Origin of the sequence: Curtobacterium sp. MMLR14_010, assembly GCF_001865015.1 — a bacterium.
Lineage (GTDB): Bacteria > Actinomycetota > Actinomycetes > Actinomycetales > Microbacteriaceae > Curtobacterium.
The window spans coordinates 1-25,859 of the sequence record NZ_MJGV01000020.1 but is presented as its reverse complement, the minus strand read 5'-3'; the positions used below and the strand labels follow the sequence as shown (position 1 = coordinate 25,859).

The following is a 25,859-nucleotide window of genomic DNA, read 5'->3' as shown; positions in this document are numbered from 1 at the left end:
CCGCTCGGCTCACACGGTCCGTCCGGCTGACACGGTCCGCTCGGCTGGCATGGTCCGTTCGGCTGGCACGGCCTGGAGGCCCGGGGTGCGTCCGCCCCGCCGGTCCGGTCAGCCCACGGCCTGCTGCCAGGCCCGCTCGAGTCCGGCACGGTCGAGCAGTTCCCGGGGCCGGACCTCGAGGTCGTCGGCCACGAAGTAGAACACGGCGTCGACCTGGTCGATCGGGCGTCCGGTGAACTCGGCGTACGCGACGCGGTACAGCGCCAGCTGGAGCTGCCGCTGCTCGAGGTCCGCGGCCCCGGACGGCGCCTTGCCCGTCTTCCAGTCGACGACCTCGATGCGGCCGTCGATCTCGTAGACGGCGTCGAGCTTGCAGACGACGCTGTGTCCGAGGAACGGGATGTGGATCTCGCGCTCGACCTCGACCGGCGTCAGCTCCGCCCAGCGCGACCGGGCGAAGGTGGCCTGGAACTCGCCGAGCCGATCGGCGTCGTCGTCGCTGACGACCGCGTCGGTCGGGGTGCTCGGCGTCGTCGGGCCCTCGTCCGGGTCGAGGTCGAGTTCGCCGTCCCAGACGTCGAGGGTCTCGAGCGCGCCGCCGGACCGACCGCGGGTCTCGACCCACTGGTGGAAGAGCGTGCCGAGACGGGTCGCGCGGTAGGGACGCTCGGGCATCGGACGCCGCAGCCGCTCGGCCACCGCGTCGGGTGCGGTCAGGTAGTCCTTGAAGCCCGACGCCGGCACACGGTGCGGCACGACGACCCGGTGCCTGGCCGACCGGGCGGCACGGCGTTCGGCGAGCAGCAGGTCGATGTCCGCCGCGTACCGGCCCGAGGCACCGGGGTTCGCGTTGCGCACCCGGTCGGCGGCGGCCAGCACCCGGGGCGCCCGGTCGCCGAACGGCACGTGCGGCCAGGACTGCGTCGCGCCGGCGTCCCCGAGGGGGTTGGCCTCGTGGGTCGTCGTCTCCGGGATCGCCGACGCCGGCAGCACCTCGGCCTGCACGAGGTCGGCGAGGTACCGGCTGGGCATCGTGGGCTTGACGCCGCCCGCCCAGAACGACCCGCTCACCAGGAGCTCGTGCCGCGAGCGGGTCAGGGCGACGTAGGTCAGCCGGCGTTCCTCGTCCTCGTTGCGGGCCTTGACCTCGTCCTTGAAGGCCTCGATCGCGAGGGTGACGTCCTTCTGCGAGTCGTGTCCGCGCCAGGCCAGCCGCGGGAGCTCGTCGGCGTCGCCGCGGAACTCGTAGGGCAGGCGGCCGAACCCGATCCAGCCGGAGGAGCCCTCCTGCGGCCGGGCGGGCAACGCGCCCTCGACCATCCTGGGCACCGCGACGGCGTCCCACTCCAGGCCCTTCGACCCGTGGATGGTCAGGATCTGCACGGTCCCGTCCTCGGGTTCCTCGGACCGCGGACCCATGTCGTCGCGGCGCGCGGCGGCGTCGACCCAGCCGAGGAAGGCGCCGAGGTCCGCGCGGTCGTCCGTGCCGACGAAGCCGGCGAGCTCGTCGACGAAGGCGTCGAGGTAGGCGCTGCTGCCCTGTTCGTGCGCCGCGACCTCGATGTCGAGGTGCATCTCCTGGATGACCAGGGTCACGAAGTCGACGAGGTCCCCGGCGGCACGGGAGCGGAGCGCCGCGAGCTGCTGCCCGAGCCGACGCATGCGGTCCCGGCCGGCGTCCGTGATGCCCTGCAGGGCGCCGTGGTCGTCGGGGGCGACGGCCACGAAGTCGAGCGCGTCGACCACCGAGCCGTGCTCCCCCACCGCGACCGAGGCCCGGAACGCCGCGGTCACGTCGTCGTCGAGCCGCTGCTGGGTGTGGTCGCGCTTGAACAGCCACTGCGCGAGTGCGTGGAGGGCGGCCACGTCCGCGGCACCGACGCGCCACCGGGCCCCGGCGAGCAGGCGGATGAGGTCGTTGCCGGCCGCCGGGTCGTGGAGGACCCGCAGACACGCCACCAGGTCGACGATCTCCGGCCGCTGGAGCAGCCCGCCGGTGCCGAGCACGTGGAACGGCACGCCACGCTGGGTGAGCGCCGCGGTGAAGGAGGCCAGGTCCTTCCGCGCCCGCAGCAGGAGCGCCATCGACCCGGTCGGGTTGCGCCGACGGTGGTCCTCGAACCACGCGGCCACGGCGAGCGCCTCTTCCGGGAGCGTCTCGGTGAAGACGACGTCGACCGTGCCGTCGTCGGCGCCCGGCCGTGGGGACAGCCGCTCGACGTCGACCTCCGACGCCTCGGACAGCGGCGACACGACGGCGTTCGCGGCGGCGAGGACGTCGACCGGGTTCCGCCAGCTCGTCGACAGCGCGAACGTGTGGGCCGTCTGCTCCCCGTCGCCGCCGAAGTCGCGGGGGAACCGGGCGAGGTTCGCGGCACTCGCCCCGCGGAAGCCGTAGATCGACTGGTGCGGGTCGCCGACCGCCATCACCGCGTGCTCGCGGAAGAGCCGGGCGAGGAACCGGGTCTGCACGACCGAGGTGTCCTGGTACTCGTCGAGGAGCACGACGCGGAAGCGCTGCCGCAGGTCCGCCACGACGCGCGGGGCGGCCTCGGCGGCGGCGAGGGCGAGGGCGATCTGGTCGGAGAACTCGACGAAGCCCCGGTCGACCTTCTGCCGGCGGAACTCCGCGACCAGGTCGGTCAGGGGCTCGAGTGCGCCGATGGCCGAGACGGCAGCGGTGACCGCGGCGTAGGGCTTGCCCCGGTTGCCCGGCAGTTCGAGCAGCTCGGAGAACTCGATGGCGAACCGGCGGAGCTGCTCGGGTTCGACGAGGTGCTCCGACGCGGCACCGGCGAGGGACACGACGGCCGCCGTGATCGTGTCGACGTTCCGGTCGAGCCCGGCGAGACGGTCGTCGCGCGCCGCCACGACCACGCGGCGCGCGAGCTGCCACGCCGACGGCTCGGTGAGGACCTGGGACTCGCCGTCACGGCCGACGAGCAGCGCGTTCTCGCGGAAGACGCTGTTCGCGAAGGCGTTGTAGGTGGAGACCGTCGGCGCTTCGAAGGCGTCGCCGGGGGCGATCAGGCCCGCGTCCTCGAGCGCGCGGATGCGGTCGTTGATGCGGATCGAGAGCTCGCCGGCTGCCTTGCGGGTGAACGTCAGCCCGAGGACCTGGTCGGGGCGGACCAGGCCGTTCGCGAGCAGCCAGACGACCCGGGACGCCATCGTCTCGGTCTTGCCGCTGCCCGCTCCGGCGACGACGAGCGACGGCGCCAGGGGTGACTCGATCACGGCCCGCTGCTGGGCGGTCGGACGGGGGCGGCCGAGGGCGTCGGCGATGGTGTCCGCGTCGCGCGCGGGGACGGTGGGCGCGGCGGTCCCCGTCTCCGTCTCCGTCTCCGTCTCCGTCTCCGCGGTGGTCTCCACCAGCTCCTCGTTCACCAGGTGACCTCTCCGACGACGTGGATCCGGCACTCGACGCCGGTGCGGGCCTTCTCGCAGTGGTCGTCGACGTTGGCGATGAACGTACGGTCGGCCATCCCGCGGGCGACCCCGTGCAGGCGATCGCGGTAGGCCTGGCGCGTGTCGGGGTCGAACGCCTGCTGGGTGCGCTCCGAGTAGGCGTGGCCGCCCTTCGGGTTCTGCACGAACACCAGCCGGGCATCGGCCATCGGCGACCCGGCGGGCACGCCCTCGACCGCGCCGTCCTCGACCGCGAGCTGGTACGCGCCGAGCTGCGGGTGCTCCGGCATGTCGTTCTTCTCGCTCGGCATGCCCCGGCCGGTCTTCAGGTCGACGACGCTCACCCGGCCGTCCGGGTCGATCTCGATCCGGTCGATGCTGCCGCGCATCCGGGCAGGGCCGGTGACGAGCGCGAACGACGTCTCCGCGCCGAGCAGCCGACGCCCGACGCTGGCGAAGGTGCGGAGGTAGTCGCTCAGGCCCTCGATCATCCGACGGGTCCTGGCGCGCTCGCGGTCGGCGATCCACGGCGACTCGAACGTCAGCTCGCCCCAGCGGGACTCCACGTGCTCCCAGAGCGACTCGACGTCGACCTCGGTCGCGTGCTCCATGGTCTCGTGCACGATCGTGCCGATGCCCATCGCCGGGCTCGGGGCACCGCCGCCGAAGGTCTGCACGAACCAGTGCACGGGGCACTCCTCGAACGTGCCGATCCGCGACGGGGACACCGAGACGGTCGGGGCGACGTCCTCTCCGGTCACGGGGTCCTGCTCGGGGTCGGCGGTGAGGTCGACGAGCGGGTCCTCGGTCGTGGGCTCCGCGGTGCCGTACCAGTCGTCGGGCGACGCCCCTGGGACGTCCTCGGACGCCAACCGGGCGAGGGCCGAGGCCGCTTCGTGGTCCCCGGTGGTCACCACCCGTCGGCGCAGGGTGCCCGCGAGGCCGCGGAGCGAGAGCGGGTGGGCGGACGGCTGCCGGTCCGGCGGGACCGGGACCAGGCGGACGAACGGCGACGGGCTCTCGTCGTCGTTCGCGATCGTGCCGATGACCACCTGGGTGGTGGCGCGGGACACGGCCCGGGCGAAGAGCCGGAGCTCGTCGGCGACGACGGCCGCACGGTCGTCCACCGGGGTCTGCTCGAGCCCGTCGGCGGCGCGGACCAGGCCGTCCGGGTCGAGCAGGCTGCCACGCACCCGGGTGTTCGGCCAGACGCCGTCCTGCAGCCCGAGGACCACGACGACCTCGCACTCGACGCCGATGGTCGCGGAGGGCGTCAGCACGCGGACCCGACCGGCCGTCCGGTCCGGGCCGATGCTGTCCTCGGCCAGGTCGGCACCGAGCAGGTCGTCGACGAACACCCGGGCGGGGGCGTCCGGCGTGCGCTCGACGAACCGCTTCGCCGCGGTGAACAGCCCGACGACGGCGTCGAGGTGCCGGTCGGCCTCGGCGGCACCGACCCCGCCCGCGAGCGACTGCCCGCCCCAGACCTTGGCCAGACCGCTGCGTTCCCAGAGCCCCCAGAGGATCTCCTCGATGCTCGCGCCCGTGTCGGCGTCCGTCCTGGCCTGCACGAGGCTGCGCGCCAGCCGGGTGGCCCGACGGGCGAAGGCGGCGTCGACCGTGGCGAGCCGTTCCGGGGCGCCGAGGGCGTCCACGAGCAGCTCGTCGGCGGTCCTGGTGCCGCCGCCCGCGAGCTCCTCGCGCCGCAGGGCGAGCCGGAGTCGGCGCATCGCGAGGGTGTCGAGCCCACCGAGCGGCCCCGTCGCGAACGCGGTGGCCAGGTCGGCGTCGAGGGACAGCACGCCGAGTGCCACCCCGGCGGCGTCGAGGAGCGACCGTGCGGCGGAGTCGTCGCGGGGTCGGGTGGGGGCAGCACCGGCGGTGGCGGGGACCTCGGCCACGGACAAGGCCCGGACGAGTTCCGGGATCGCCGCACCGCTGCGGGTGACGACGACCATCTCGTGCCACGGCACGCCGTCGAGCAGGTGGTGTTCGCGGAGCCGCCGGGCCACCGCGACGAGGAGCGCCGACCGGCTGCCGCCCTCGAGGTGCAGGACGGAGTCCCCACGGCCGTCCGTCCGGCTGGCGACCGCCGTGCGCTGCCGACCCGCCGCCGCCGCGCCCACGCGCCCGGTGATGCCCGTGACGAGCGCACGGATCGGGGCGGGGTGGCGGTGCACCGTGCCGAGCACGACGTCCTGCACGCGGTCGACGCCGAGGCGTGACGCCAGCCGACCGAGCACGTCCGGCTCGGCACCGCGGAAGGCCGAGGCCGCGATGTCCGGGTCACCGAACGCCACGACCTGCACACCGGCACGGGCCAGGGCCCCGAGGAGCGCGACCTCGCCCTCGACGAGTTCCTGGGTGTCGTCGACCACGAGCAGCCGCAGTGCGGCCACGGCCGGTGGGAGCTCCCCGCGGAGCACGGCAGCGGTCGCGAAGGCGACGAGTTCGGCGGCGTCGAGACTGGTCGTCCGGAACGCCGTGAGCGCTGCGCGGTACTCGTCGACGAGGTCCCCGACGGCACGCCACTCGGGTCGGCCGTGGCCGTCCGCGAGCTCCCGCATGTCGTCCGGCTCGACCCCGGCCGCGACGGCACGCATCATGACGTCACGGAGCGCCGTGCGGAAGCCGGCCCGCTCACGCACCACCGACGTGATCGGGTCGGGCCAGTGCGGTCCGGTGCCGTCGGCGTCGTGCCCGGCGAGCAGGTCGCCGAGGATCCGGTCCTGCTCCCCGCCGGTCAGGAGCGTCGGCGCCGGCTGCCCCTGCTGCGCGGCGGCGTGGGTGACGATCTGGAACGCCAGGGAGTTCACGGTGCGGGCCAGGGCGCCCGGCGTCACACGCTCGACCGTGGCGGCCAGGCGGTCGCGGAGCCCGGTGGCCGCGGTGCGCGAGGACGTCAGCGCGAGCACGGTCGCGTGCCCGTCGGTGCTGACCGCGTCCGGACGACGGAGCCGGGCGGCGACGAGCCGCGCGAGCGTCGAGGTCTTGCCCGTCCCCGGGGCGCCGATGACCGCCGCGTGGACCCCGTCGGGCAGGGCCAGCACCTGGGCCTGCGCGGGGTCGTCCACCAGCGCGCGCGACACCTGCGTCGGCGCGGGAGCTGGCGTCAGCGTGGTCGTGGGCACGTGCGTACGGTACCGAGCGCGACCGACATCCCCGGGGCACCGCGCCACGGCAGTGACGAGCCCCGGCGTGCGCCCGCGGCGAACGGACGGGACCGGTCGGAGGTGCTCGGATATGGTGAGCACGTGGACATCAAGATCGGCATCATCAACAGCCCCCGCGAGATCGCCTTCGAGTCGAAGCAGACCGCTGAGGAGATCGAGAAGGCCGTCTCCGAGGCGCTCACCTCCCAGACGCACCTGGCCCTCCAGGACGAGAAGGGCCGCAAGTACGTCGTGGCCGCCGCAGCCCTCGCCTACGTCGAGTTCGGCTCGGAAGAGGCGCGTCGCATCGGCTTCGTCGCCTGACCGACCCCGCCTGAGACATGGAGCTCCTCTTCGCCGTCCTCGGTGGTGTCATCTGCGGTGCCGTCGCGCACCTCGTGCTGCCGTGGCACTCGACGCGCGGACAGCTGCTCGGCCCGGTGGTCGGCGGCATCACGGCCGCCGTCCTCTGGGAGGTCCTGACCTGGGCGGGCTGGCAGTACGACGCCACCTGGATCTGGGTCGTCGCGCTCGTGGGGGCGGCCGTCGTCGCGCTCGGGGCGGAGTGGCTGCTCGGTCGTCGTCGCACCGCGGCTGACGTCGCGTACTACGAGGCCGCCAAGGCCCGCGGCGCGAACCCCGTCTGACAGCCCAGCCACCACGGCACGCCGGGCGGTCAGCCGGTCAGGCCGTGAGCCCGAGGGCGTCCATCCGACGCGTGTGCGCGGCGATGAGCTCGGTCCAGACCGGCTCGAGCCGCTCCTGGTCCTCGCGTGCATGCGACGCCAGGGCCGAGCGGGCGACGAGCAGCGTGTCGCCGACCAGTCGTCGGCCCCACATCGCCAGGCGCGACGCCACCTGGGGCTCCTCGTCGATGCGGGCGCTGAGCTCCTCGACCACGGCGGCGGCCTCTCGTGAGTCGAACACCGAGCGCAGGCGCTGGCGGACGTCCGCCGGCAGCGAGCGCAGCAGGTTGGCGAACAGGTCGTTGAGGATGCCCGCCGTGACGTACCCGGTCAGCATCGACTCGTACCAGTCCGCGCCGCTCGTCCGTTTGAGGAAGCGGTCGATGGCCTCGCGGTGCGGAGCCATCAGCTCGGCGGGGTCCTGCCCCATCTGCTCGATCTCGGCGACGATCGACCGGTGCCGCTCGAGTGCGGTGGTCGCGAGCACGCCGGTGACCAGGCGGCCGGAGAGCGTCGGGGCGCCGGCTCCGGCGCGGCCCATCGTCTCGTACAACGAGAGCTGGAGGTAGGCGGCCTGGCCGAGGAAGACGTCGAGCTCGGGGCTGACGTCATCGAGCTGCAGGCGCTCCACCTGGGGGGCGTTCTTCGGGTTCCGCGACGCGAGCCACGCGGCCGCGAGCTGCGCCGCGCGCTTCCGGTTCCACCACGACACCACGCCACCAGCATAGGGGGAACGACCGGAGGGCTCCGCGCGCCGGTAGACTGCCCGGGACTCCCCGATAGGACAGGGTGACCTTTTTGACTTTCTCAGACCTCAACATCGAGCAGGACATCGTCGATGCCCTGGCCGGCAAGGGCATCATCGAGCCCTTCCCGATCCAGGAGCAGACGATCCCGCTCGCCCTCACCGGCCAGGACATCATCGGCCAGGCCAAGACCGGTACCGGCAAGACCCTCGGGTTCGGCCTCCCCCTCATCCAGCGCCTCGGCGCCGACCCCGCGCACGGCGTCAAGGCGCTCGTCGTGGTCCCGACCCGCGAACTCGCGGTGCAGGTGGCCGAGGACCTCGAGCTCGCGACCTCGAACCGCCCGACGGCGGTCGCCGCGATCTACGGCGGCAAGGCGTACGAAGGCCAGGTCGACCAGCTCAAGGCCGGCGCGCAGATCGTCGTGGGCACCCCCGGGCGCCTCATCGACCTGCAGCGCCAGCGGCTGCTCGACCTCTCCCACGTGCAGGAGGTCGTCCTCGACGAGGCCGACCGCATGCTGGACCTCGGGTTCCTCTCGGACATCGAGCGGATCTTCCAGGCCGTGCCAGAGGTGCGCCACACGATGCTGTTCTCGGCCACGATGCCGGCGCCGATCGTCGCGCTCGCTCGCCGGTTCATGTCGCGTCCGGTGCACATCCGCGCGACGGACCCGGACGAGGGCCTCATGCAGGCCAACATCAAGCACCTCGTCTTCCGGGCGCACTCGCTCGACAAGGACGAGGTCATCGCCCGCATCCTCCAGGCCGAGGGCCGCGGCAAGACCGTGATCTTCACCCGCACCAAGCGTGCGGCGGCGAAGCTGGTCGAGGAGCTGAAGGACCGCGGCTTCAACGCCGCAGCCGTCCACGGCGACCTCAACCAGGAGCAGCGCGAGCGTGCCATGGCCGCCTTCAAGGCCGGCAAGCACGACGTGCTCATCGCGACCGACGTCGCCGCCCGCGGCATCGACGTGGACGACGTCACGCACGTCATCAACCACACGATCCCGGACGACCCCGACACGTACCTGCACCGCGCCGGCCGCACCGGCCGTGCCGGCAAGACGGGCATCGCGGTCACGTTCGTCGACTGGGACGACCTGCACAAGTGGACGCTGATCGACAAGGCCCTCGAGTTCGGCATCCCCGAGCCCGTCGAGACCTACTCGTCGTCGCCGCACCTGTTCGAGGAGCTCGACATCCCCGCCGGCACGAAGGGTCGCCTGCCCGGCACCTCGTCGCACGCCGCGACCGCCGGTGCATCCGCCCCGCGCACCGGCAGCGCACGGCCGCCCCGGGAAGCGCGCGAGTCGCGTGAGTCGAGCGACTCGCGTCCGCGTCGTCGTACCCGCCCAGGAGGCCCCGACCGGCCGGCAGCGTCGGCCCCGGAGTCGAAGCCCGAAGCCCAGAGCACCGGTCCGGACAGCACGGACGGCGAGGCAGCCGCCACCAAGCGGCGTCGCCGCCGCCGTCGTCGCGGAGCCGGCACGGGGGGCGAGGCGACCGCCTCGTCGCCGCAGCCGGCGTCGGACGGCGAGTAGCGCCTCCCGGCAGAAGGGCCCGTCGCTGACGCGACGGGCCCTTCGTCATCCCCACGGTCCGGGCCGAGTCTCACCCATGCGGACAGTCCGCGCGGGCCGCGACCCGCACGGTGTCCGGGCGAGCGAGTCTCGGTCGGTCAGGACAGGCGCGAGCCGGGGCCGACCACGGGCGCGCTGCCGGTGGCCTGCGCGACGATGGCGTCGAACGATCGACGCGCCGTGCGGTGTTCGCCGAGGCGGTTGGGCTTGCCGGTGCCGTGGTAGTCGCTCGACCCGGTGACGAACAGGCCGTAGCGGTCGGCCCACTCGAGGAGCGTGCGCTTGCCGTGGGCGACGTTCTCGCGGTGGTCGACCTCGACCCCGCCGAGGCCGGCGTCGACGAGCTCGCGGAGGTCGTCCTCGTCCATGACGACCCCGCGGGACGACGCCGCCGGGTGCGCGATCACGGGGACACCGCCGGCAGCGCGGATGAGCTCGACACCGCGCAGGGGTGAGGGGGCGTCGTGCGGCTCGTAGTAGCCGGAGGCCGGGTGCAGGATACCGCGGAAGGCCGCGCTCCTGTCGGACTCGAGGCCGCGGGCGACGAGGGCGTCGGCGATGTGCGGACGGCCGATGGTCGCACCCCTGCGGGCCTGCGCGAGGACGTCCTCCCACGTGATCGGGTGGTCCTGTCCGATGCGGTCGACCATACGCCGCGCGCGGGAGAGCCTGCCCTCGCGGATCCGACCGGTCTCGGCGACCAGGCCGGGGTCGGCCGGGTCCACCAGGTAGCCGAGGACGTGCACGCTGCGGTACCCGACACGCGTGCTGAGCTCGAGGCCCGGGACGAGCGTCAGGGGCAGTTCACGCACCGCGGCGACGGCTTCGTCCCACCCCGACGTGGTGTCGTGGTCGGTGAGCGCCACGCCGTCGAGACCGGCGGCGGCGGCTGCCCGGACGAGTGCTGCGGGCGGTTCGGTGCCGTCGGAGACACTCGAGTGCGTGTGCAGGTCGATGAACGGATCAGGCACGCCGCTGATCCTATCCACAGGTCGGCGGACGCACGGACCGCTGGCCGACCTCGATGCGATGATGGGGGCATGGCCGACACCACTCCCCGCGCGACGAGCAACCGCTCCACCACTCCCGGATCCGCCACGTTCAAGGACTTCATCGGGTCCCAGTGGGCCGAGCACGACCGCCCCGCGCCCGCACCGCGTGAGCAGGCGCCCTTCGCCGCCGCCCGACGGGCCCGGGTGTCGGAGCTGCACCCCGGCCGCACGGTCGTCGTGCCCGCCGGCACCGCCAAGGTCCGCTCGAACGACTGCGACTACCCGTTCCGCCCGCACTCCACGTTCGCGCACCTCACCGGCTGGGGCACCGACACCGTCGTCGGCTCGGTGCTCGTGATGACGCCGACCGCCGACGGCCACGACGCCACCGTGTACTTCCGGGCCACCGCCGGTCGTGACTCCGAGGAGTTCTACGCCAACCCGGAGATCGGCGAGTTCTGGGTCGGGCCGCGTCCGTCCCTGGAGGAGGTCGCGGCGGACCTCGGCCTGGCGACCGCCGACCTCGGGGATCTCCCCGCCGTCCTCGACGCCCTCGACGACACCGCGCTCGTCGTCCGGGACGCCGACGCCGAGCTCACCCGCTCGCTCGACGAACGCCTCGGCTCCCCCGTCGGCGGCGCCAGCGAGACCGACGGCGCCGCCGCGACGGACGACGTCCTGTCCCGTGACCTGTCCGAGCTCCGCCTGGTCAAGGACGCGTACGAGGTCAACGAGCTCCGCAAGGCCGTCGACGCCACCGCACACGGGTTCGCCGACGTCATCGCCGACTTCGACGCCGTGCTGGCGCACCCCCGCGGTGAACGCATCGTCGAGGGCACCTTCAACCGCCGCGCCCGCGCCGACGGCAACACGGTCGGGTACGACACGATCGCAGCATCGGGCCACCACGCGTGCATCCTGCACTGGACGCGGAACGACGGCGCCGTGCAGCCCGGCGACCTCATCCTCATCGACGCCGGGGTGGAAGTCGACTCGTTCTACACCGCGGACATCACCCGCACGCTGCCCGTCAGCGGGACGTTCACGCCCGTGCAGCGCATGGTCTACGAGGCCGTGCTCGAGGCCGCCGACGCCGCGTTCGCGATCGTGAAGCCGGGCATCACCTTCCGGCAGGTGCACGCCACGGCGATGGAGGTCATCGCGCGGAAGACCGCTGAGTGGGGCTTCCTGCCCGTCTCAGCCGAGGAGTCGATCCAGCCGGACAACCAGTTCCACCGCCGCTACATGGTGCACGGCACGAGCCACCACCTCGGGCTCGACGTCCACGACTGCGCGAAGGCCCGCCGCGAGCTCTACATCGACGGCGTCGTGGAGGAGGGCATGGTCTTCACGATCGAGCCCGGGCTGTACTTCCAGCAGGACGACCTCACCGTCCCCGAGGAGTTCCGCGGCATCGGTGTCCGCATCGAGGACGACGTCCTGGTGACCGCCGACGGGGCCGAGAACCTGTCGGTCGGCATCCCCAGGACCCCCTCGGACGTGGAGGGGTGGATCGGCCGCTCCGGCGCTAGCCTGAACGGGTGAGCACACCCGAGGTCACCCCGCAGAGCATCACGATCGACGTCGAGCACTTCGACTCGCCCGATGCCCAGCGGCTGCGTGCCGCCCAGCGCATCGAGATCGACAGCACCTACGGGGGCGACACCGAACCGGGGCGCAAGCCGACCGCCGAGTCGATGGCGGTGTTCTTCGTCGCCCGCGACCAGGACGGCACCCCGCTCGGGTGTGGCGGTCTGCGACTCGTCGACGACGGCATCACGGAGATCAAGCGGATGTACGTCCGTCGTGAGTCCCGCGGTGCCGGGGTCGCGACGGACATCCTCCGCCGGCTCGAAGAAGCCGCGCTCGACCTCGGCTCCCCCGCCGTCGTGCTCGAGACCGGCCCCGCCCAGACCCGGGCCATCCGGTTCTACGAGCGCGAGGGCTTCACCCGCATCGCGAACTTCGGCCCCTACCAGGGTGCTCCACTGTCGATCTGCTTCTCGAAGCTCCTCTGACCCGAGCGGCACACGCCGCGACGACGAACGGCCACGAACCGTCCACCCGCTGTTCAGCGGGCGACGATCCGTGGCCGTTCGGCGTCGGGATGCGGGGTGTCGTGACCGCTCAGCGGCGGTCGTCACCCCGGGGCTGGTCGTCGTCCTGGCGTCGCTCGGGAGCCTCGTCGGACGCAGCCGGCGGCGTCGCACCGGGGACCCGCTCGCCGTACCGCGGCGGCTCGTCCGCCCGCGGGGCTGGCGCGGCCGACGGCGCAGCCGGCTGCTGCGGTCGCTGCCCCGGCTGGGTCACCTCGCCGTAGCGGGGACCGTCGTTGGTGCCGTACCGCGGCTGCGCCTGCGGCTGGGATCCCGGGGCCGGAGCCGACGGACCGGCCTGGGACGAGCCTCCAGGCTGGTTGTGCGGCGTGGCGTGCCCGCCGTACGGCGAGCCCTGGTCCGGACCCGGTCGCCACTGCTGCTGCGGCGGCTGCTGCTGCTGCTGGGGGGCCTGCTGCTGGGGCGGACGTCCCTGGAAGGGCGCGCCCGAGGACTGTCCGGGGTTCCACGCGGCGTGCGGCGTGGCCCCGAACTGCCCGAGGATCCGCTGCGCCTGCCCGACGAGCTGCGGGTCGACGATGATCTGGTAGTTCGTGGCGAGCACCTGGTGCACGCTCGTGAAGTCGCGCTGCCGCTTGGTGATCGCGAAGGACACGACCCCGTAGAGCACGCCGAACGCGGCACCGATGAGGGCGGCGGCGAAGATGAGGCCGCTGGCGGTGGGCGAGAACAGCGTCAGGACGATGCCGAAGAAGAACCCGAGCCAGAGCCCGGAGAGGGCTCCGGCGAGGGCGGCCCGGCCGTAGGTCATCTTGCCGGTGACGCGCTCGACGGTCTTGAGCTCGTTGCCGACGATCGAGAGCTTGTTGACCGGGAAGTCGGACTCGGCGAGCTTCGCCACCACCGCCTGGGCGTCGGGGTAGCTGTCGAAGGTGCCGAGGACGTCGCCGCGGGGCAACGTGGGGAAGACCTGCGCCGTACGTCCACGGAAGGGGCTCTGAGTGCTCACACAGTCATCTTCCACCGTTCCCCTTGCGATCGCACGAGAGCCGCCAGGGAAGGGCCCGTGCGAGCGGCTACGCTGGTCGGGTGAGCGCCACGAAGGTATTCGTCGCCCGCCTGGCCGGGTGCTCCGTCTTCGACCCCGCCGGCGACCGCGTCGGCAAGGTCCGGGACGTCCTGGTCGTCTACCGACGGGCGGACCCCCCGCACGTCGTCGGGCTCATCGTCGAGGTCCCCGGCAAGCGCCGCATCTTCGTGTCGGTCGGGCGCATCACCTCGATCGGGGCCGGGCAGGTCATCACCACCGGCCTCGTGAACATGCGCCGCTTCGTGCAGCGCGGCGGCGAGGTGCGGGTCATCGCGGAGATGCTCGGGCGCAAGGTCCTCATCACCCGTGACCGCATCCGCGCCACCATCGAGGACATCGCGATCGAGGACCGCGGCCAGGGCGACTGGGAAGTGGCGCAGCTGTTCCTGCGCAAGCCCAAGACCACGCCGTCCCCGTTCGGCAAGGGCCCGACGACGTTCGCCACGTGGAACGAGGTCACCGAGGACGAGCTCCCCGGTGAGTCGCAGTCCGCCGAGCACGTCATCGCGGCGTACTCGGACCTCGTCGCAGCCGACCTCGCGTCGACCCTGCTCGACCTGCCCGTCGAACGGCGGCTCGAGGTCGCCGAGGAGCTCCCCGACGACCGCCTCGCCGACGTGCTCGAGGAGATGCCCGACCAGGACCGCGTCGAGATCCTGTCCTCACTCGAGGACGCCCGCGCCGCCGACGTCCTCGACCAGATGCAACCGGACGACGCCGCCGACCTGCTCGCCGAGCTCTCCGACGAGCGGAGCGAGGCCCTCCTGCAGCTCATGGAGCCGGAGGAGGCGCAGGACGTCCGCATGCTCCTGGAGTACGAGCCCGACACCGCCGGTGGTCTCATGACGACCGAGCCCGTGATCGTCTCCGCGGACGCCACCGTCGCCGAGGGCCTCGCCCTGATCCGCCGCCACGAGCTCGCACCCGCCCTCGGTGCGAGCGTCTGCGTGACGCTGCCCCCGTACGAGCCGCCGACCGGCCGGTTCCTCGGGCTCGTGCACTTCCAGCGGATGCTGCGCTACCCGCCGAACGAACGCCTCGGCACGCTCATCGACCAGCAGACCGAACCGGTGCGCGTGGACGCCAGCGCCGCCGAGGTCACGCGCGTCATGGCGACCTACAACCTCGTGTCCGTCCCCGTGGTCGACGACGCCCACCGCCTGGTCGGGGTGGTGACGATCGACGACGTGCTCGACCACGTCCTGCCCGACGACTGGCGAAGTCAGGGCGACGGTGAACCGGCACGGCTGCGCACCCGCAGCCGCAGGACCCCGATGACGACGGGAAGGAGGACGACCCGTGGCACGAACGGATGAGAACCGACGCGAGCGGCCCGACGAACGGCTCGACTCCCCGAAGGGCATGCGCACGCGCGTGCTCCCCACACGCCGGCGCAACGGCCGCGGCGACACCTTCGGTCGTGCGACCGAGGGCATTGCTCGCGCGATGGGAACGCCCTGGTTCCTCGTCGGCCTGACGCTCTTCTGTGTGGTCTGGATGGCCTGGAACATCCTCACGCCGAAGGCGCTGCAGTTCGACTCGGCAGCGATCGGCTTCACCGCCCTGACCCTCGTGCTCTCGCTGCAGGCCTCGTACGCCGCCCCGCTGATCCTGCTCGCGCAGAACCGGCAGGACGACCGCGACCGCGTGCAGTTCGAGCAGGACCGCCAGCGCGCCGAACGCAACCTCGCCGACACCGAGTACCTGGCTCGCGAGGTCGTCGCCCTGCGCCTGGCGATGCGCGACATGGCCTCGAAGGACTTCATCCGCGCCGAGCTCCGGTCCCTGCTCGAGGAGCTGGACCGCCGCGACGCGATCGACGACGGTGACCCGGAGCGCACGGCGGACCTCCGTGGCTGACGCCACGCGCCCCGTGGACGACGAAGCGCTCGGCGCCGCGGTCTTCACCGCGCTCGGTCGCGTGATCGACCCCGAGATCCGGCGCCCCGTCACGGAGCTCGACATGATCCGTGGTGTCGACGTCCAGCCAGGAGGCTCGGTGCGGGTCGACCTGCAGCTCACGATCGTCGGGTGCCCGGCTGCCGACACCATCGAACGGGACGTCCGCGCCGCGGCCGGCTCCGTCGCGGGCGTGGCGACCGTCGACGTCGACGTCTCCGTGATGGACCCCGCCGTGCGCCGCGCCCTGACGGAGCGACTCCGCGAGGGCCGGCCCCAGGGCGTCCAGTTCACCCCGGACTCGCTCACCCGGGTCATCGCGGTCACGAGCGGCAAGGGCGGTGTCGGCAAGTCCACCGTCACGGTCAACCTCGCCGTCGCACTGGCCCGCCGCGGCATGCGGGTCGGGGTCGTCGACGTCGACGTGCACGGCTTCAGCGTCCCGGGGCTGGTGGGCCTGACTGACGAGCACGGCGTCGCCCCGCGCCCCACCCGGGTCGACAGCATGATCCTGCCGCCGGTCGCCCACGACGTGAAGGTCATCTCGATCGGGATGTTCGTCGACGACGCCTCGACCGCGGTGTCCTGGCGCGGGCCGATGCTGCACCGCACCGTGAACCAGTTCCTGTCGGACGTGTGGTTCGGCGACCTCGACGTGCTCCTGCTCGACATGCCGCCGGGAACCGGTGACGTGGCCATCTCCGTCGGCCAGCTGCTCCCCCACGCCGAGGTCCTCGTCGTGACCACGCCCCAGGCTGCCGCGGCCGACGTGGCCGAGCGCAGCGGGATCGTCGCCCGGCAGACCGGGCAGCGGGTCATCGGCGTCATCGAGAACATGTCCGGGCTCGTGCAGCCGGACGGCTCCGTGCTGCACCTCTTCGGCGAGGGCGGCGGGGAGGAGACCGCCAGGCGGCTGTCCCGCGGGCAGGACTCCCCCGTGCCCGTCCTCGGCAGCGTCCCGCTCTCGGTGCCCCTGCGCGAGGGCGGCGACTCCGGCCTCCCCGTGGTGCTCGGTGCGCCGACGGACCCGGCTGCGCTCGCGCTCGTCGCCGTCGCCGACCGGGTGACGGCGATGGGCCGAGGGCTGGCCGGTCGGAAGCTCGGGCTCTCGCCGTCCTGACCCGGTCCCATCCGGTCGGCGCTTCCTGTACGTCCCCTCATGGACGCTGCTCCATGGTCGCGAGCATTATGCAAGGTAATTGCACAATGCTCCTGCGGAATCAGGGCGCAGGAGTCCCACCCTCCCGGCAACGACGCCGGGCGAGGAACAGGAGAACCGCGTGAACAGGACCACCCGGATCAGGATCGGCACCCTCGGCGCCGCCGTGGCAGCGATCGTCGGCGGGACGATCGTCGCCGCACCGGTCACCGCCCAGGCGGCGACGACGTGCGCCAGCCCGTGGGCATCGAGCACCGCCTACAACGGCGGCACCTCAGTCAGTGAGAACGGCACGAACTACACCGCCAACTGGTGGACGCAGGGCGACGACCCGGCGACGCACTCGGGGGCGACCGGCAGCGGACAGCCGTGGACCTCGAAGGGCGTCTGCACCGGTGGCAGCACGGGCGGTGGCGGCACGACGTCACCGGGCGGCGGCACCACGACACCGGGCAACGGGAGCACGGGCACCGCGAGCGGCCTGGTCTTCAGCCCGTACAAGGACGTCACCGTGAACCTCGACTGGAACACGAACGTCATGAACACCGCGGTCACCGGCAGCCGGATCCCGGTCGTCGGGTCGAGCAACAGCCTGGTGTCCACGCGCGAGCCCGGACTCAAGGCCATCACGCTCGCCTTCGCGACCGGCACCTGCGGCAGCGAGAACTGGGGCGGGGTCGCCGCCGACGCCTTCGCGAGCGCGAACATCCCGAAGCTCGACGCCGCGGGCGTGAACTACATCGTCAGCACGGGCGGAGCAGCCGGCCAGTTCAAGTGTTCCGGCACCGCGCTGCAGAGCTTCATCGCCCGATACGCCAGCCCGCACATGATCGGCGTCGACTTCGACATCGAGAGCGGGCAGTCCGCCGCCGACGTGCAGAACCTGGTGAACGCGGCGGCACTGGCCCAGGCGAAGTACCCGGGTCTGCGGTTCTCGTTCACGCTGGCGACCCTCGCGGCGTCGGACGGGTCGTACGGCGGCCTGAACGGCACCGGCGACGCCACCGTGAAGGCGATCAAGGCCTCCAGCCTGACGAACTACACCGTCAACCTCATGACCATGGACTTCGGCCGGGCCACCTCGGCGAACTGCGTGATCGTCGGCTCGACGTGCCAGATGGGCCAGTCGACGATCCAGGCCGTCACGAACCTGCAGCACACGTACGGCATCGCCGCGTCGAAGATCGAGGTCACCCCGATGCTCGGCGTGAACGACGCCTCCGACGAGGTCTTCACCCTCGCCGACGTCGACACGGTGTCCACCTACGCGAAGTCGCACGGACTCGCCGGCGTGCACCTCTGGTCGCTGGACCGTGACACCCCCTGCGCCACCCCGACGAGCACCGCGTCGGCGACGTGCAGCTCCGTCAGCGGCGCGGCGGCACTGGCCTGGACCGACCGGTTCCTCGCCGACCTCAAGTAGCAGGTCGGGACCACCTGACGGACTGGAGGCCCGGTGCCAGCTGGCACCGGGCCTCCAGTCCGATCCGTGGTCACGTGACGGGCGTCAGGTCGCCTCGACGTCGAAGGGCGCGGCTTCGCCGGCGGCCAGCGGCACCACCGGTGACGGTGCGCGCACCCTGCTGGCGGTGACCTGCGTCGGGGCGGCGTCGGCCATGCCGGCGCCCGTGGCGGAGTCGATGAGGGCATCGCGGATGATGCGCCGCGGGTCGTACTGTCGCGGGTCGAGCTTCTGCCAGTCGACGTCGTCGAAGTCCGGGCCCATCTCGTCGCGCATGCGGTCCTTCGCGGTGTCGGCGAACCGACGGACGGCCTTGACGAACTCCGCGAGCTTCTGTGCGTACATCGGCAGGCGCTGCGGTCCCAGCAGCAGCACCGCGATGATCCCGATGATCAGGATCTTGTTGAAGTCGATGGACACGCACCGAGCGTAACGCCTGACACCGCACGCTCACCTAGAGTTGTGCACCGAGGAGTGTGCGTGTCAGAGAAAGAGTCGAACTGGAAGTTCGCGGAGGACATCGTCTCCGAGTCCGAGGCGATCGCCCGAGCGCGTGAACACTCCCTGGAGCTGGGCGTCGAGGCGATCTCGCCGGCGATCGGTGCGCAGATCGGGGTCATCGCTGCGGCGTCCCGAGCCACGGGCATCATCGAGATCGGGACCGGTCTGGGCGTCTCCGGGCTGTACCTGCTCGGCGGGGCCCCGAAGGCGACGCTGACGACGATCGACGTCGAGGTGGACCACCAGCAGTACGCGCGTGACGCCTTCATCGCCGCCGGCACGGCCCCCTCCCGCGTCCGGCTGATCCCGGGCCGCGCGAACCAGGTGCTGCCCCGGATGAACGAGGCCTCCTACGACGTCGTCCTCGTCGACGCCGACCCCGAACACGTCATCGAGTACGTCGAGCACGGGCTGCGGCTCGCGCGCCTCGGCGGGACCGTGCTCGTCCCGCACGCCCTGTGGCGCGGACGGGTCGCGGACCCGGTGAAGCGCGACCGTGCCACCACGGACTTCCGGCTGCTCCTGACCGAGGTCTCCACGTCCGGAGCGGTCATCAGCAGCCTGTCGCCGGCCGGTGACGGGCTGCTCCAGATGACGAAGGTCACCGCGTAGGCGGCTTCGGTCAGTGGTCGCCGTCGGCGGCTGCGTGCCGCTGGCATCGGTGACTGCCGGTCGTCACTGCGTCGGCGGCCGCGTGCCGTCGGCGGCGGCGTCGAGGTGGCGCAGGTACTGCTCCGGAGCGTTCAGGAAGGCCCGTTGGTTCCGCACCAGATCGAGGTCGGCCCAGGCACTGCGTCGGAGACCCCACTCGCCGACCTCGTGGATGGTCGCTCCGGGGAACGCGGCGAGCACGGGCGAGTGCGTCGACAGGACCACCTGCCCGAGGCCGTCGTCGACGATGGCCTGCAGCAGCCCGATGAGCGCCAGGCACCCCTGGAAGGACAGCGCCGACTCGGGCTCGTCGAGGATCCAGAGGCCGGGCCACTGCGAGCGGTCGATGACGAAGTCGAGGAACGACTCCCCGTGACTGCGCTCGTGGAACACCGGCTCGGGACGGGCGCCGGGGTGCTGCTCGAGGAACGTGAAGAGCCCGTGCATGGTCTCCGCCCGCAGGAAGAAACCGCTCTTCGGCGCTCCGGGTTCGCGGTGCAGCGCGAGGTGCTCCCACAGCGGTGACTCGCTCGGCCGGGTGCTGTGGCCGGACATGGTCGAACCACCCTCGGGTCCCATGCCGAACGCCAGGGCGATGGCCTCGACCAGCGTGGACTTGCCCGCGCCGTTCTCCCCGACGAAGACGGTCACCGTGTCGAGGTCGAGGCCGTGGTCGAGCACCTGGGCCACCGGAGCGAGCGTCGCCGGCCAGACCCCGCGTGGCATCGGGTCGGCGGCGTGCTCCTCGACGCGGCGGACGGGTCGGCGAGGTCGGAGCACGGCTCCATCATGGCGGCGACGGACGACAAGAGGCCCGGGACGATGGTGTCCCGGGCCTCTCCCGTGGTGCTTGGTGCTTGTGGTGCTTGGTGCGTGTGGTGCTTGTCGTACCGTGGTGCTGTGGAGTGTCGACTTCCTAGGCCGAGACGACCTCGGCGAGTGCGTCGTGGAGTTCCTTGGCCTCGGCGTCGTTGACCGAGACGACCAGGCGGCCTCCTCCTTCGAGCGGAACCCGCACGATGATGAGTCGACCCTCCTTAACAGCCTCCATCGGCCCGTCACCGGTCCTCGGCTTCATGGCTGCCATCAGATGTCCCCTTTCGCGCAGTACATGCGCGCCCATTATCCCGTACGGAGGGGTCATCTGCGAAACCGCCCAGGTCGGGGGGCCTGGATCGGGTCGTTCTCGCGGTTCGACTTCCTAGCCTGAGCGCGTGCCGATCATCCGCTCCACGCCTCGTCCGAGCCCGCAGGCCGCTCTTCCGGAGGGGCCTGACGCCGTACCGGCGGGCATGCGGATCGCGGCGTCGTTCTCGTGGCGGCTGCTCATCGTCGCCGCCGCCCTGGCCGTGGTCGTCGCGCTCGTCGTGGTGCTGCAGGACATCGTGGTGCCGTTCCTCATCGCGCTGCTGCTCTGCGCGCTGCTCGCCCCGATCTCGGCGTTCCTGCAGCGGCACCGCTGGCCGAAGTGGAGCGCCGTGCTCTCGGTCCTGGTGCTGCTGGTCCTGGCGATCGGCACCCTCGCACTCGTCGTCACCGCGCAGATCCGCTACGACCTGCCGTCCCTCGAGCACCGCCTGCACCGGAGCGTCCTGTCGCTGCAGACCCTGCTCGACAGCCAGCCGTTCGGCATCACCGTGCACGAAGTCAACGCGTGGGTCTCGAAGGGGACCGACTACCTGCAGGCGCACGCCTCGTCGGTCCTGTCCGGCTTCCAGGCCGCCGGGTCCGGCGCGGTGCACGTCCTCGAGGGCCTGTTCATCGTGGTCTTCACGACGCTGTTCGTCCTCATCGACGGCCGGCGCATCTGGGGCTGGGTCGTCCGGCTGTTCCCGCGCCGCGCCCGAGCGCGGATCGGTGTCGCCGGCGAGGCCGGGTGGCACACCCTCACGAGCTTCATCCGCGTGCAGCTCATCGTCGCCGTGACCGACGCCCTCGGCGTGGCGATCGGCGCACTCGCACTCCAGGTCCCGCTCGCGGTGCCGATCGCCGTGATCGTCTTCCTCGGCGCGTTCGTCCCCGTGGTCGGCGCGATCGTCGCCGGGACCGTGGCCGTCGTCCTCGCGCTCGTGTTCAACGGCTGGGTGACGGCGCTGTTCATGCTCGGGGTCGTGCTCGTCGTGCAGCAGGTCGAGAGCCACGTGCTGCACCCGTTCCTCACCGGCAGCGCGGTCAAGGTGCACCCGCTCGGCGTCGCGCTCGGGGTCGTCGCGGGCACCACGCTCGCCGGGGTCGTCGGCGCGTTCTTCGCCGTGCCGTTCATCGCGACCGTCAACGCGATGGTGCTGGCCGCGGCGCAGTGGCGGCCCGAGGACGGCGACGTGGTCGGGAACGAGGCCGAGGCCGAGGCAGGGGCCGGGGTCAGTGGCGCGGACGGGACGACCGCGTCGGCTGCGCTGACGTCAGATCGGGCGGACCCAGCGCGGGGCGTCGATCACGGCGGGGTCCAGTCGTAGCCGTCGACCCACCAGCACCAGTCGAGCCACACCCACTGCAGCACGAGGAACAGCACCACGACGACGACCCGGTACAGCCGTGACCGCGGGAGCGCCACGATCCCGAGCAGCGGTGCGATCGGCAGCAGGATGCGCCAGGTGCTCGACTGCGGGAAGAACACGGCGAGCAGGTACACGAGGTAGGCGACCGCCCAGAGCCGCAGCTCGAGCCCGAGGCGCCGCGACGCCGGCATGACCACGAACCCGACGAACCCGACGAGCACCACCACCAGCAGGACACTGCCGGCGGGCTGCTGGAACCACCACCCGAAGCCCTGCACCCACGGCGCGAAGGGGACGAGGTCCTTCCACCCGATGTACGAGGACCGCCAGGCGAGCTCGGTGTCGGTGTACGCCCGCGGCACCCCGGTCACGGCCCAGGCGATCGCCGGCCACGCGAGCCCGACCAGGCCGGACACCGCGGCGACCACCACGGGCGGCACGAGCTGACGGACCGTCGGGCGGTGGTCGTGCCGGAGCCAGGTGGGCCGGACGAACCAGACGACGACGAACGCGCCCATCAGCAGTGCGAAGGCGAGCCCGGTCGGCCGGGTCATCCCGAGCAGCAGGACGACGGGCAGCATCGTCCAGAAGCGCCGGTCGACCAGCAGCAGCAGGGCGACGAGGAGCAGGAACAACCCCATCGACTCGGCGTAGGCGACCTGGGACATCGCCGAGACCGGGGCGACACAGAACAGCACGGTGGCGAACGTCGCACGGGTCGGGTCGAGGAAGCGTCCCATCAGCCGACGGAACACCAGGGCGGCGCCCCACCCCGCGACGAGCGAGACCGACACGGCGACGAGCTCGAACGACGCTCCGGTCGCGGTCATCAGGGCCCGGACGAGGAACGGGTACGCGGGCATGAACGCCCACGCGTTCTCGGTCACGTGCCCCGCAGCATCGACGGGGAGCGTCGAGGGGTAGCCGCCCGTGGCGATCACCCGGTACCAGGCGCCGTCCCAGATCGACGCGAAGGCCAGGTACCGCGGGTGCTGTCCGGTGAACGAGTTGGCGGTCTGCATCCCCGCGTAGACGCTCATCATCGCGCCGGTGACGACCCGTGCGAGGACGTAGACGACGGTGATGCGGACCCACCACGGCACCACCCGGTACCGCGCGCGCCACCAGGTGACGGCCGCGGACGACCGGCGCCCCGCGGACGACCCGCGTCCCTCGGACGACCGGCGCCCGTCGGAGGGTCCGCGCCCGTCGGTCGACCTGCGCCCGCCAGGGAGCGTCGGCGACGACCCGGTGTCCGGGGACCCCGCCCCGGCCGTCGTCAGGCCGTCAGCCACCGGCGCAGACCGTCCTCGACCGCGGTGATCTGCGCGACGGGGACCTGCTCGTCGTCGTGGTGGGCGAAGACGGGTTCGCCCGGGCCGTAGTTGACGGCCGGCACGCCGAGCGCGGAGAACCGGGCGACGTCCGTCCAGCCGTACTTCGGGCGCGGCTCCGGGCCACCGACCGCCGCGACGAAGTCCTGGGCGAGCGGGGCGTCGAGCCCGGGGCGGGCACCGGCGGCCAGGTCGACGATGTCCACCTGGTAGCCGTCGAACAGCTCGCGGATGTGCGCCACGGCCTCCTCGGCGGAACGCGAGGGGGCGAAGCGGTAGTTGACGTGGACCATCGCCTCGTCGGGGATGATGTTGCCGGCGATCCCGCTGCTGATGCCGACGGCGTTCAGGCCCTCGCGGTACTCGAGCCCGTCGACCTCGACCGTGCGGGGCTCGTAGGCCGCCAGCGTGGCGAGGATCGGCGCCGTCTTGTGGATCGCGTTGTCGCCGATCCAGCTGCGCGCACTGTGGGACCGCTTGCCGTACGTGCGGATCTCGGCGCGCAGGTTGCCGTTGCAGCCGCCCTCGATCTGGGCACCCGAGGGCTCCCCCAGGATCGCGAAGTCGGCGGCGAGCAGTTCCGGGCGGGTGCGGGCGAGGCGGCCGAGGCCGTTCAGCGCGTCCGACACCTCCTCGTGGTCGTACCAGACCCACGTGACGTCGACGGAGGGGTCGGTGAGGTCGTACGCCAGCTTGAGCTGCACCGCGCAGCCGGCCTTCATGTCGACGGTGCCGCGACCCCAGAGGATCTCGGTGCCGTCCTCGGCGGTGCGGAACTCCGTCGGCAGGTTGCTGTTCAGCGGCACGGTGTCGATGTGCCCGGCGATGACCACCCGGCGCTCCCGCCCGAGGTGCGTCCGCGCCACGATCGCGTCGCCGTCGCGCACGACGTCGAGGTGTGGCAGCGGCGCGAGCACCGCCTCGATCGCGTCGGCGAGCGCCGCTTCGTTGCCCGACACCGACTCGATGTCGCAGATGGCACGGGTGATGTCGATGGACGAGGCGGTGAGGTCGAGCTGCTCCGGCATGCGCTGAAGCCTACCGCCCGACGCCTCGCTACCCTGGGGCGGTGACCGACACGACCGCACAGACCGCGCCGACCGAGGCCGCCCGACCGACCCATGCCTGGGGCCACGGCCTCGCGACCGTCACCGCCGACGGCACGGAACTCGACACCTGGTACCCCGAGACGCACCTGGGCGAGCTCCCCGCTGACGCCGAATTCCCGCTCGCGCTGCAGGAGCACCTCGGCGAGGACACCCGCCGCGGGGTCCGGATCGAGGCCGTCACGACCGAGGTCACCATCGACGCTCCCCCTACGAGCACCCCGGACGCCTACCTCCGCCTGCACCTGCTGAGCCACCTGCACGTGCGCCCGAACGAGGTGAACCTCGACGGCGTCTTCGCGCACCTGCCGATCGTCGCCTGGACCAACGCGGGTCCCGTGCACCCCGACGACCTCGCCCGACTCCGTCCGTCGCTGCAGCGCGCGGGCATCGCCGTCCACGCGATCGACAAGTTCCCGCGGCTGGTCGACTACGTCGTGCCCGACCGGGTGCGCATCGGCGACGCCAACCGCGTCCGGCTCGGCGCGCACCTGGCCCCCGGCACCACCGTCATGCACGAGGGCTTCGTGAACTTCAACGCCGGCACCCTCGGTGACGCCATGGTCGAGGGCCGCATCTCGCAGGGCGTCGTCGTCGGCGCCGGCACCGACATCGGCGGCGGCGCGTCCATCATGGGCACGCTCTCCGGCGGCGGCACCCACCGTGTCTCCCTCGGCGAGCGCGCACTCCTCGGGGCGAACGCCGGGCTCGGCATCTCCCTCGGGGACGACTCCGTGGTCGAGTCCGGCCTGTACGTCACCGCCGGTACCAAGGTCGTCCTCGTCGGCGCGGCCCCGAACCCGGACGGCACCCCGCGCACGGTCAAGGCCGTCGAGCTCTCGGGCGCCCCGAACGTGCTGTTCCGCCGCAACAGCCTGACCGGCGCCGTCGAGGCCCTCCAGCGTCAGGGCGAGGGCATCCAGCTCAACACCGCGCTCCACGCGTAGCGGAGCGCCCGCGGCGCTTCCCCTGGAGGCCCGGTGCCGGTCCACGAGACCGGCACCGGGCCTCCAGTCCGTTGCGCCCCCCCCCCCCCTGCCCGCCTGACCGCCGCCAGCCCCGGCCGAGCGGGCGGAACACCGTGGTGCGCCGCTGACGCGACCCACCGTTCCCGCCCGCTCGACCGTGGGCCCGCCGCGCGGCCGCCTCCCGCAAGCCTCCCCACGGACGAGCGGGCGGAATGCCACGGTCCGCGAGGCCGAGCACCGGACGCTTTCGCCCGCTCGACCACCGGGAAGGTGAGCCGTCGGCCGCACCGGCCCATGGATGCCACGACCGCGTCACGCGGCGTCGGCCGCCCTGGACGAGCGGGCGAAATGCCGTCGTGCGCAGCACGCGCCACCCCGCGACTTCGCCCGCTCGGCGGGCCGCCGGTCGCGCGGTGGGTCAGGCGGTCAGGCCCACGGATGAACAGACGGACGGACGGACGAACAGACGAACGGGCGGAAGGGCCGGGTGCTGCGGACGGACCAGCCCGGCATTTCGCCCGCTCGCCGAGCGGGGCCCAGATGCGGACGGGAGGCTCGGCGCAGGTCC

Annotated in this window: 22 protein-coding genes; 12 read left to right on the top strand and 10 right to left on the bottom strand. The window is 72.6% G+C overall.

Annotation, left to right across the window (positions count from 1 at the left end; genetic code table 11):
* Positions 1-108: 108 nt before the first annotated feature.
* Positions 109-3,372, bottom strand: a complete 3,264-nt coding sequence (locus BIU98_RS03820; protein WP_083392964.1) for an ATP-dependent DNA helicase — start codon at positions 3,370-3,372, stop codon at positions 109-111.
* Between the two features lie 11 nt (positions 3,373-3,383).
* Positions 3,384-6,539 carry a UrvD/REP family ATP-dependent DNA helicase gene (locus BIU98_RS03815; protein WP_175481283.1) on the bottom strand — a complete coding sequence of 1,052 codons (3,156 nt, stop codon included), beginning with the start codon at positions 6,537-6,539 and terminating at the stop codon, positions 3,384-3,386.
* Positions 6,540-6,662: 123 nt separating this feature from the next.
* Between BIU98_RS03815 and BIU98_RS03810 the strand changes: the two genes are divergently transcribed.
* Positions 6,663-6,884, top strand: coding sequence for a DUF3107 domain-containing protein (locus tag BIU98_RS03810; RefSeq protein WP_071271723.1), 222 nt, complete (start codon positions 6,663-6,665; stop codon positions 6,882-6,884).
* Between the two features lie 17 nt (positions 6,885-6,901).
* The gene (locus BIU98_RS03805; protein ID WP_071271720.1) at positions 6,902-7,207 is read left to right on the top strand and encodes a hypothetical protein; all 306 of its coding nucleotides are present in this window, start codon (positions 6,902-6,904) and stop codon (positions 7,205-7,207) included.
* Between the two features lie 37 nt (positions 7,208-7,244).
* On the opposite strand, the gene BIU98_RS03800 is transcribed toward BIU98_RS03805, so the two are convergent.
* Positions 7,245-7,961, bottom strand: coding sequence for a ferritin-like fold-containing protein (locus BIU98_RS03800; RefSeq protein ID WP_071271717.1), 717 nt, complete (start codon positions 7,959-7,961; stop codon positions 7,245-7,247).
* An 83-nt stretch (positions 7,962-8,044) separates the two neighbouring features.
* On the opposite strand from BIU98_RS03800, the gene BIU98_RS03795 reads away from it, so the two are divergent.
* Positions 8,045-9,535, top strand: coding sequence for a DEAD/DEAH box helicase (locus BIU98_RS03795; RefSeq protein ID WP_071271714.1), 1,491 nt, complete (start codon positions 8,045-8,047; stop codon positions 9,533-9,535).
* Positions 9,536-9,672: 137 nt separating this feature from the next.
* On the opposite strand, the gene BIU98_RS03790 is transcribed toward BIU98_RS03795, so the two are convergent.
* The gene (locus tag BIU98_RS03790; RefSeq protein ID WP_071271711.1) at positions 9,673-10,545 is read right to left on the bottom strand and encodes a PHP domain-containing protein; all 873 of its coding nucleotides are present in this window, start codon (positions 10,543-10,545) and stop codon (positions 9,673-9,675) included.
* 69 nt (positions 10,546-10,614) lie between these two features.
* Here BIU98_RS03790 and BIU98_RS03785 point away from each other — a divergent pair, with 69 nt between their 5' ends.
* Together BIU98_RS03785 and BIU98_RS03780 are read left to right on the top strand one after the other, a co-directional pair.
* Complete coding sequence (locus tag BIU98_RS03785; protein WP_071271708.1) at positions 10,615-12,111, top strand: aminopeptidase P family protein; 1,497 nt, start codon at positions 10,615-10,617, stop codon at positions 12,109-12,111.
* Positions 12,108-12,584: a GNAT family N-acetyltransferase gene (locus BIU98_RS03780; RefSeq protein ID WP_083392945.1), complete on the top strand. Its 477-nt coding sequence runs from the start codon at positions 12,108-12,110 to the stop codon at positions 12,582-12,584. Before BIU98_RS03785 ends, BIU98_RS03780 begins: the two co-directional genes overlap by 4 nt.
* A gap of 109 nt (positions 12,585-12,693) precedes the next feature.
* Here BIU98_RS03780 and BIU98_RS03775 read toward each other — a convergent pair whose 3' ends face one another.
* A complete protein-coding gene (locus BIU98_RS03775) occupies positions 12,694-13,632 on the bottom strand; it encodes a general stress protein (protein ID WP_139200550.1) in 939 nt (312 codons plus the stop codon).
* 80 nt (positions 13,633-13,712) lie between these two features.
* Here BIU98_RS03775 and BIU98_RS03770 point away from each other — a divergent pair, with 80 nt between their 5' ends.
* The 4 genes from BIU98_RS03770 to BIU98_RS03755 all read left to right on the top strand — a co-directional run bounded on the left by BIU98_RS03770 (position 13,713) and on the right by BIU98_RS03755 (position 18,194).
* Positions 13,713-15,029 (top strand): CBS domain-containing protein, encoded by a 1,317-nt coding sequence (locus BIU98_RS03770; RefSeq protein WP_071271702.1) that lies wholly within the window; start codon positions 13,713-13,715, stop codon positions 15,027-15,029.
* A gap of 46 nt (positions 15,030-15,075) precedes the next feature.
* Positions 15,076-15,573 (top strand): DUF1003 domain-containing protein, encoded by a 498-nt coding sequence (locus BIU98_RS03765; RefSeq protein ID WP_071272063.1) that lies wholly within the window; start codon positions 15,076-15,078, stop codon positions 15,571-15,573.
* On the top strand, positions 15,566-16,732 hold the full coding sequence (locus BIU98_RS03760) for an Mrp/NBP35 family ATP-binding protein (RefSeq protein ID WP_254787785.1): 1,167 nt from the start codon (positions 15,566-15,568) through the stop codon (positions 16,730-16,732). Before BIU98_RS03765 ends, BIU98_RS03760 begins: the two co-directional genes overlap by 8 nt.
* A gap of 160 nt (positions 16,733-16,892) precedes the next feature.
* A complete protein-coding gene (locus BIU98_RS03755; RefSeq protein ID WP_071271699.1) occupies positions 16,893-18,194 on the top strand; it encodes a carbohydrate-binding protein in 1,302 nt (433 codons plus the stop codon).
* An 84-nt stretch (positions 18,195-18,278) separates the two neighbouring features.
* Here the strand turns inward: BIU98_RS03755 and BIU98_RS03750 are convergent, their stop codons facing one another.
* The gene (locus BIU98_RS03750; RefSeq protein WP_071271696.1) at positions 18,279-18,653 is read right to left on the bottom strand and encodes a twin-arginine translocase TatA/TatE family subunit; all 375 of its coding nucleotides are present in this window, start codon (positions 18,651-18,653) and stop codon (positions 18,279-18,281) included.
* Positions 18,654-18,713: 60 nt separating this feature from the next.
* Here BIU98_RS03750 and BIU98_RS03745 point away from each other — a divergent pair, with 60 nt between their 5' ends.
* Entirely contained in the window at positions 18,714-19,346 is a 633-nt protein-coding gene (locus BIU98_RS03745; RefSeq protein WP_071271693.1) for an O-methyltransferase, read from the top strand.
* Between the two features lie 63 nt (positions 19,347-19,409).
* On the opposite strand, the gene BIU98_RS03740 is transcribed toward BIU98_RS03745, so the two are convergent.
* Positions 19,410-20,111: an AAA family ATPase gene (locus BIU98_RS03740; RefSeq protein ID WP_071272057.1), complete on the bottom strand. Its 702-nt coding sequence runs from the start codon at positions 20,109-20,111 to the stop codon at positions 19,410-19,412.
* A gap of 190 nt (positions 20,112-20,301) precedes the next feature.
* Positions 20,302-20,472: a DUF3117 domain-containing protein gene (locus BIU98_RS03735; protein WP_017887054.1), complete on the bottom strand. Its 171-nt coding sequence runs from the start codon at positions 20,470-20,472 to the stop codon at positions 20,302-20,304.
* A 127-nt stretch (positions 20,473-20,599) separates the two neighbouring features.
* On the opposite strand from BIU98_RS03735, the gene BIU98_RS03730 reads away from it, so the two are divergent.
* Positions 20,600-21,841, top strand: a complete 1,242-nt coding sequence (locus BIU98_RS03730; protein WP_139200549.1) for an AI-2E family transporter — start codon at positions 20,600-20,602, stop codon at positions 21,839-21,841.
* Here BIU98_RS03730 and BIU98_RS03725 read toward each other — a convergent pair.
* Together BIU98_RS03725 and dapE are read right to left on the bottom strand one after the other, a co-directional pair.
* Positions 21,820-23,178: a hypothetical protein gene (locus BIU98_RS03725; protein WP_254787784.1), complete on the bottom strand. Its 1,359-nt coding sequence runs from the start codon at positions 23,176-23,178 to the stop codon at positions 21,820-21,822. The two genes, BIU98_RS03730 and BIU98_RS03725, sit on opposite strands and share 22 nt — an antisense overlap.
* Positions 23,163-24,245, bottom strand: coding sequence for a succinyl-diaminopimelate desuccinylase (gene dapE, locus BIU98_RS03715; protein ID WP_071271681.1), 1,083 nt, complete (start codon positions 24,243-24,245; stop codon positions 23,163-23,165). Before dapE ends, BIU98_RS03725 begins: the two co-directional genes overlap by 16 nt.
* A gap of 41 nt (positions 24,246-24,286) precedes the next feature.
* On the opposite strand from dapE, the gene dapD reads away from it, so the two are divergent.
* Positions 24,287-25,270, top strand: coding sequence for a 2,3,4,5-tetrahydropyridine-2,6-dicarboxylate N-succinyltransferase (gene dapD / locus BIU98_RS03710; RefSeq protein ID WP_071271678.1), 984 nt, complete (start codon positions 24,287-24,289; stop codon positions 25,268-25,270).
* Positions 25,271-25,859 lie beyond the last annotated feature (589 nt).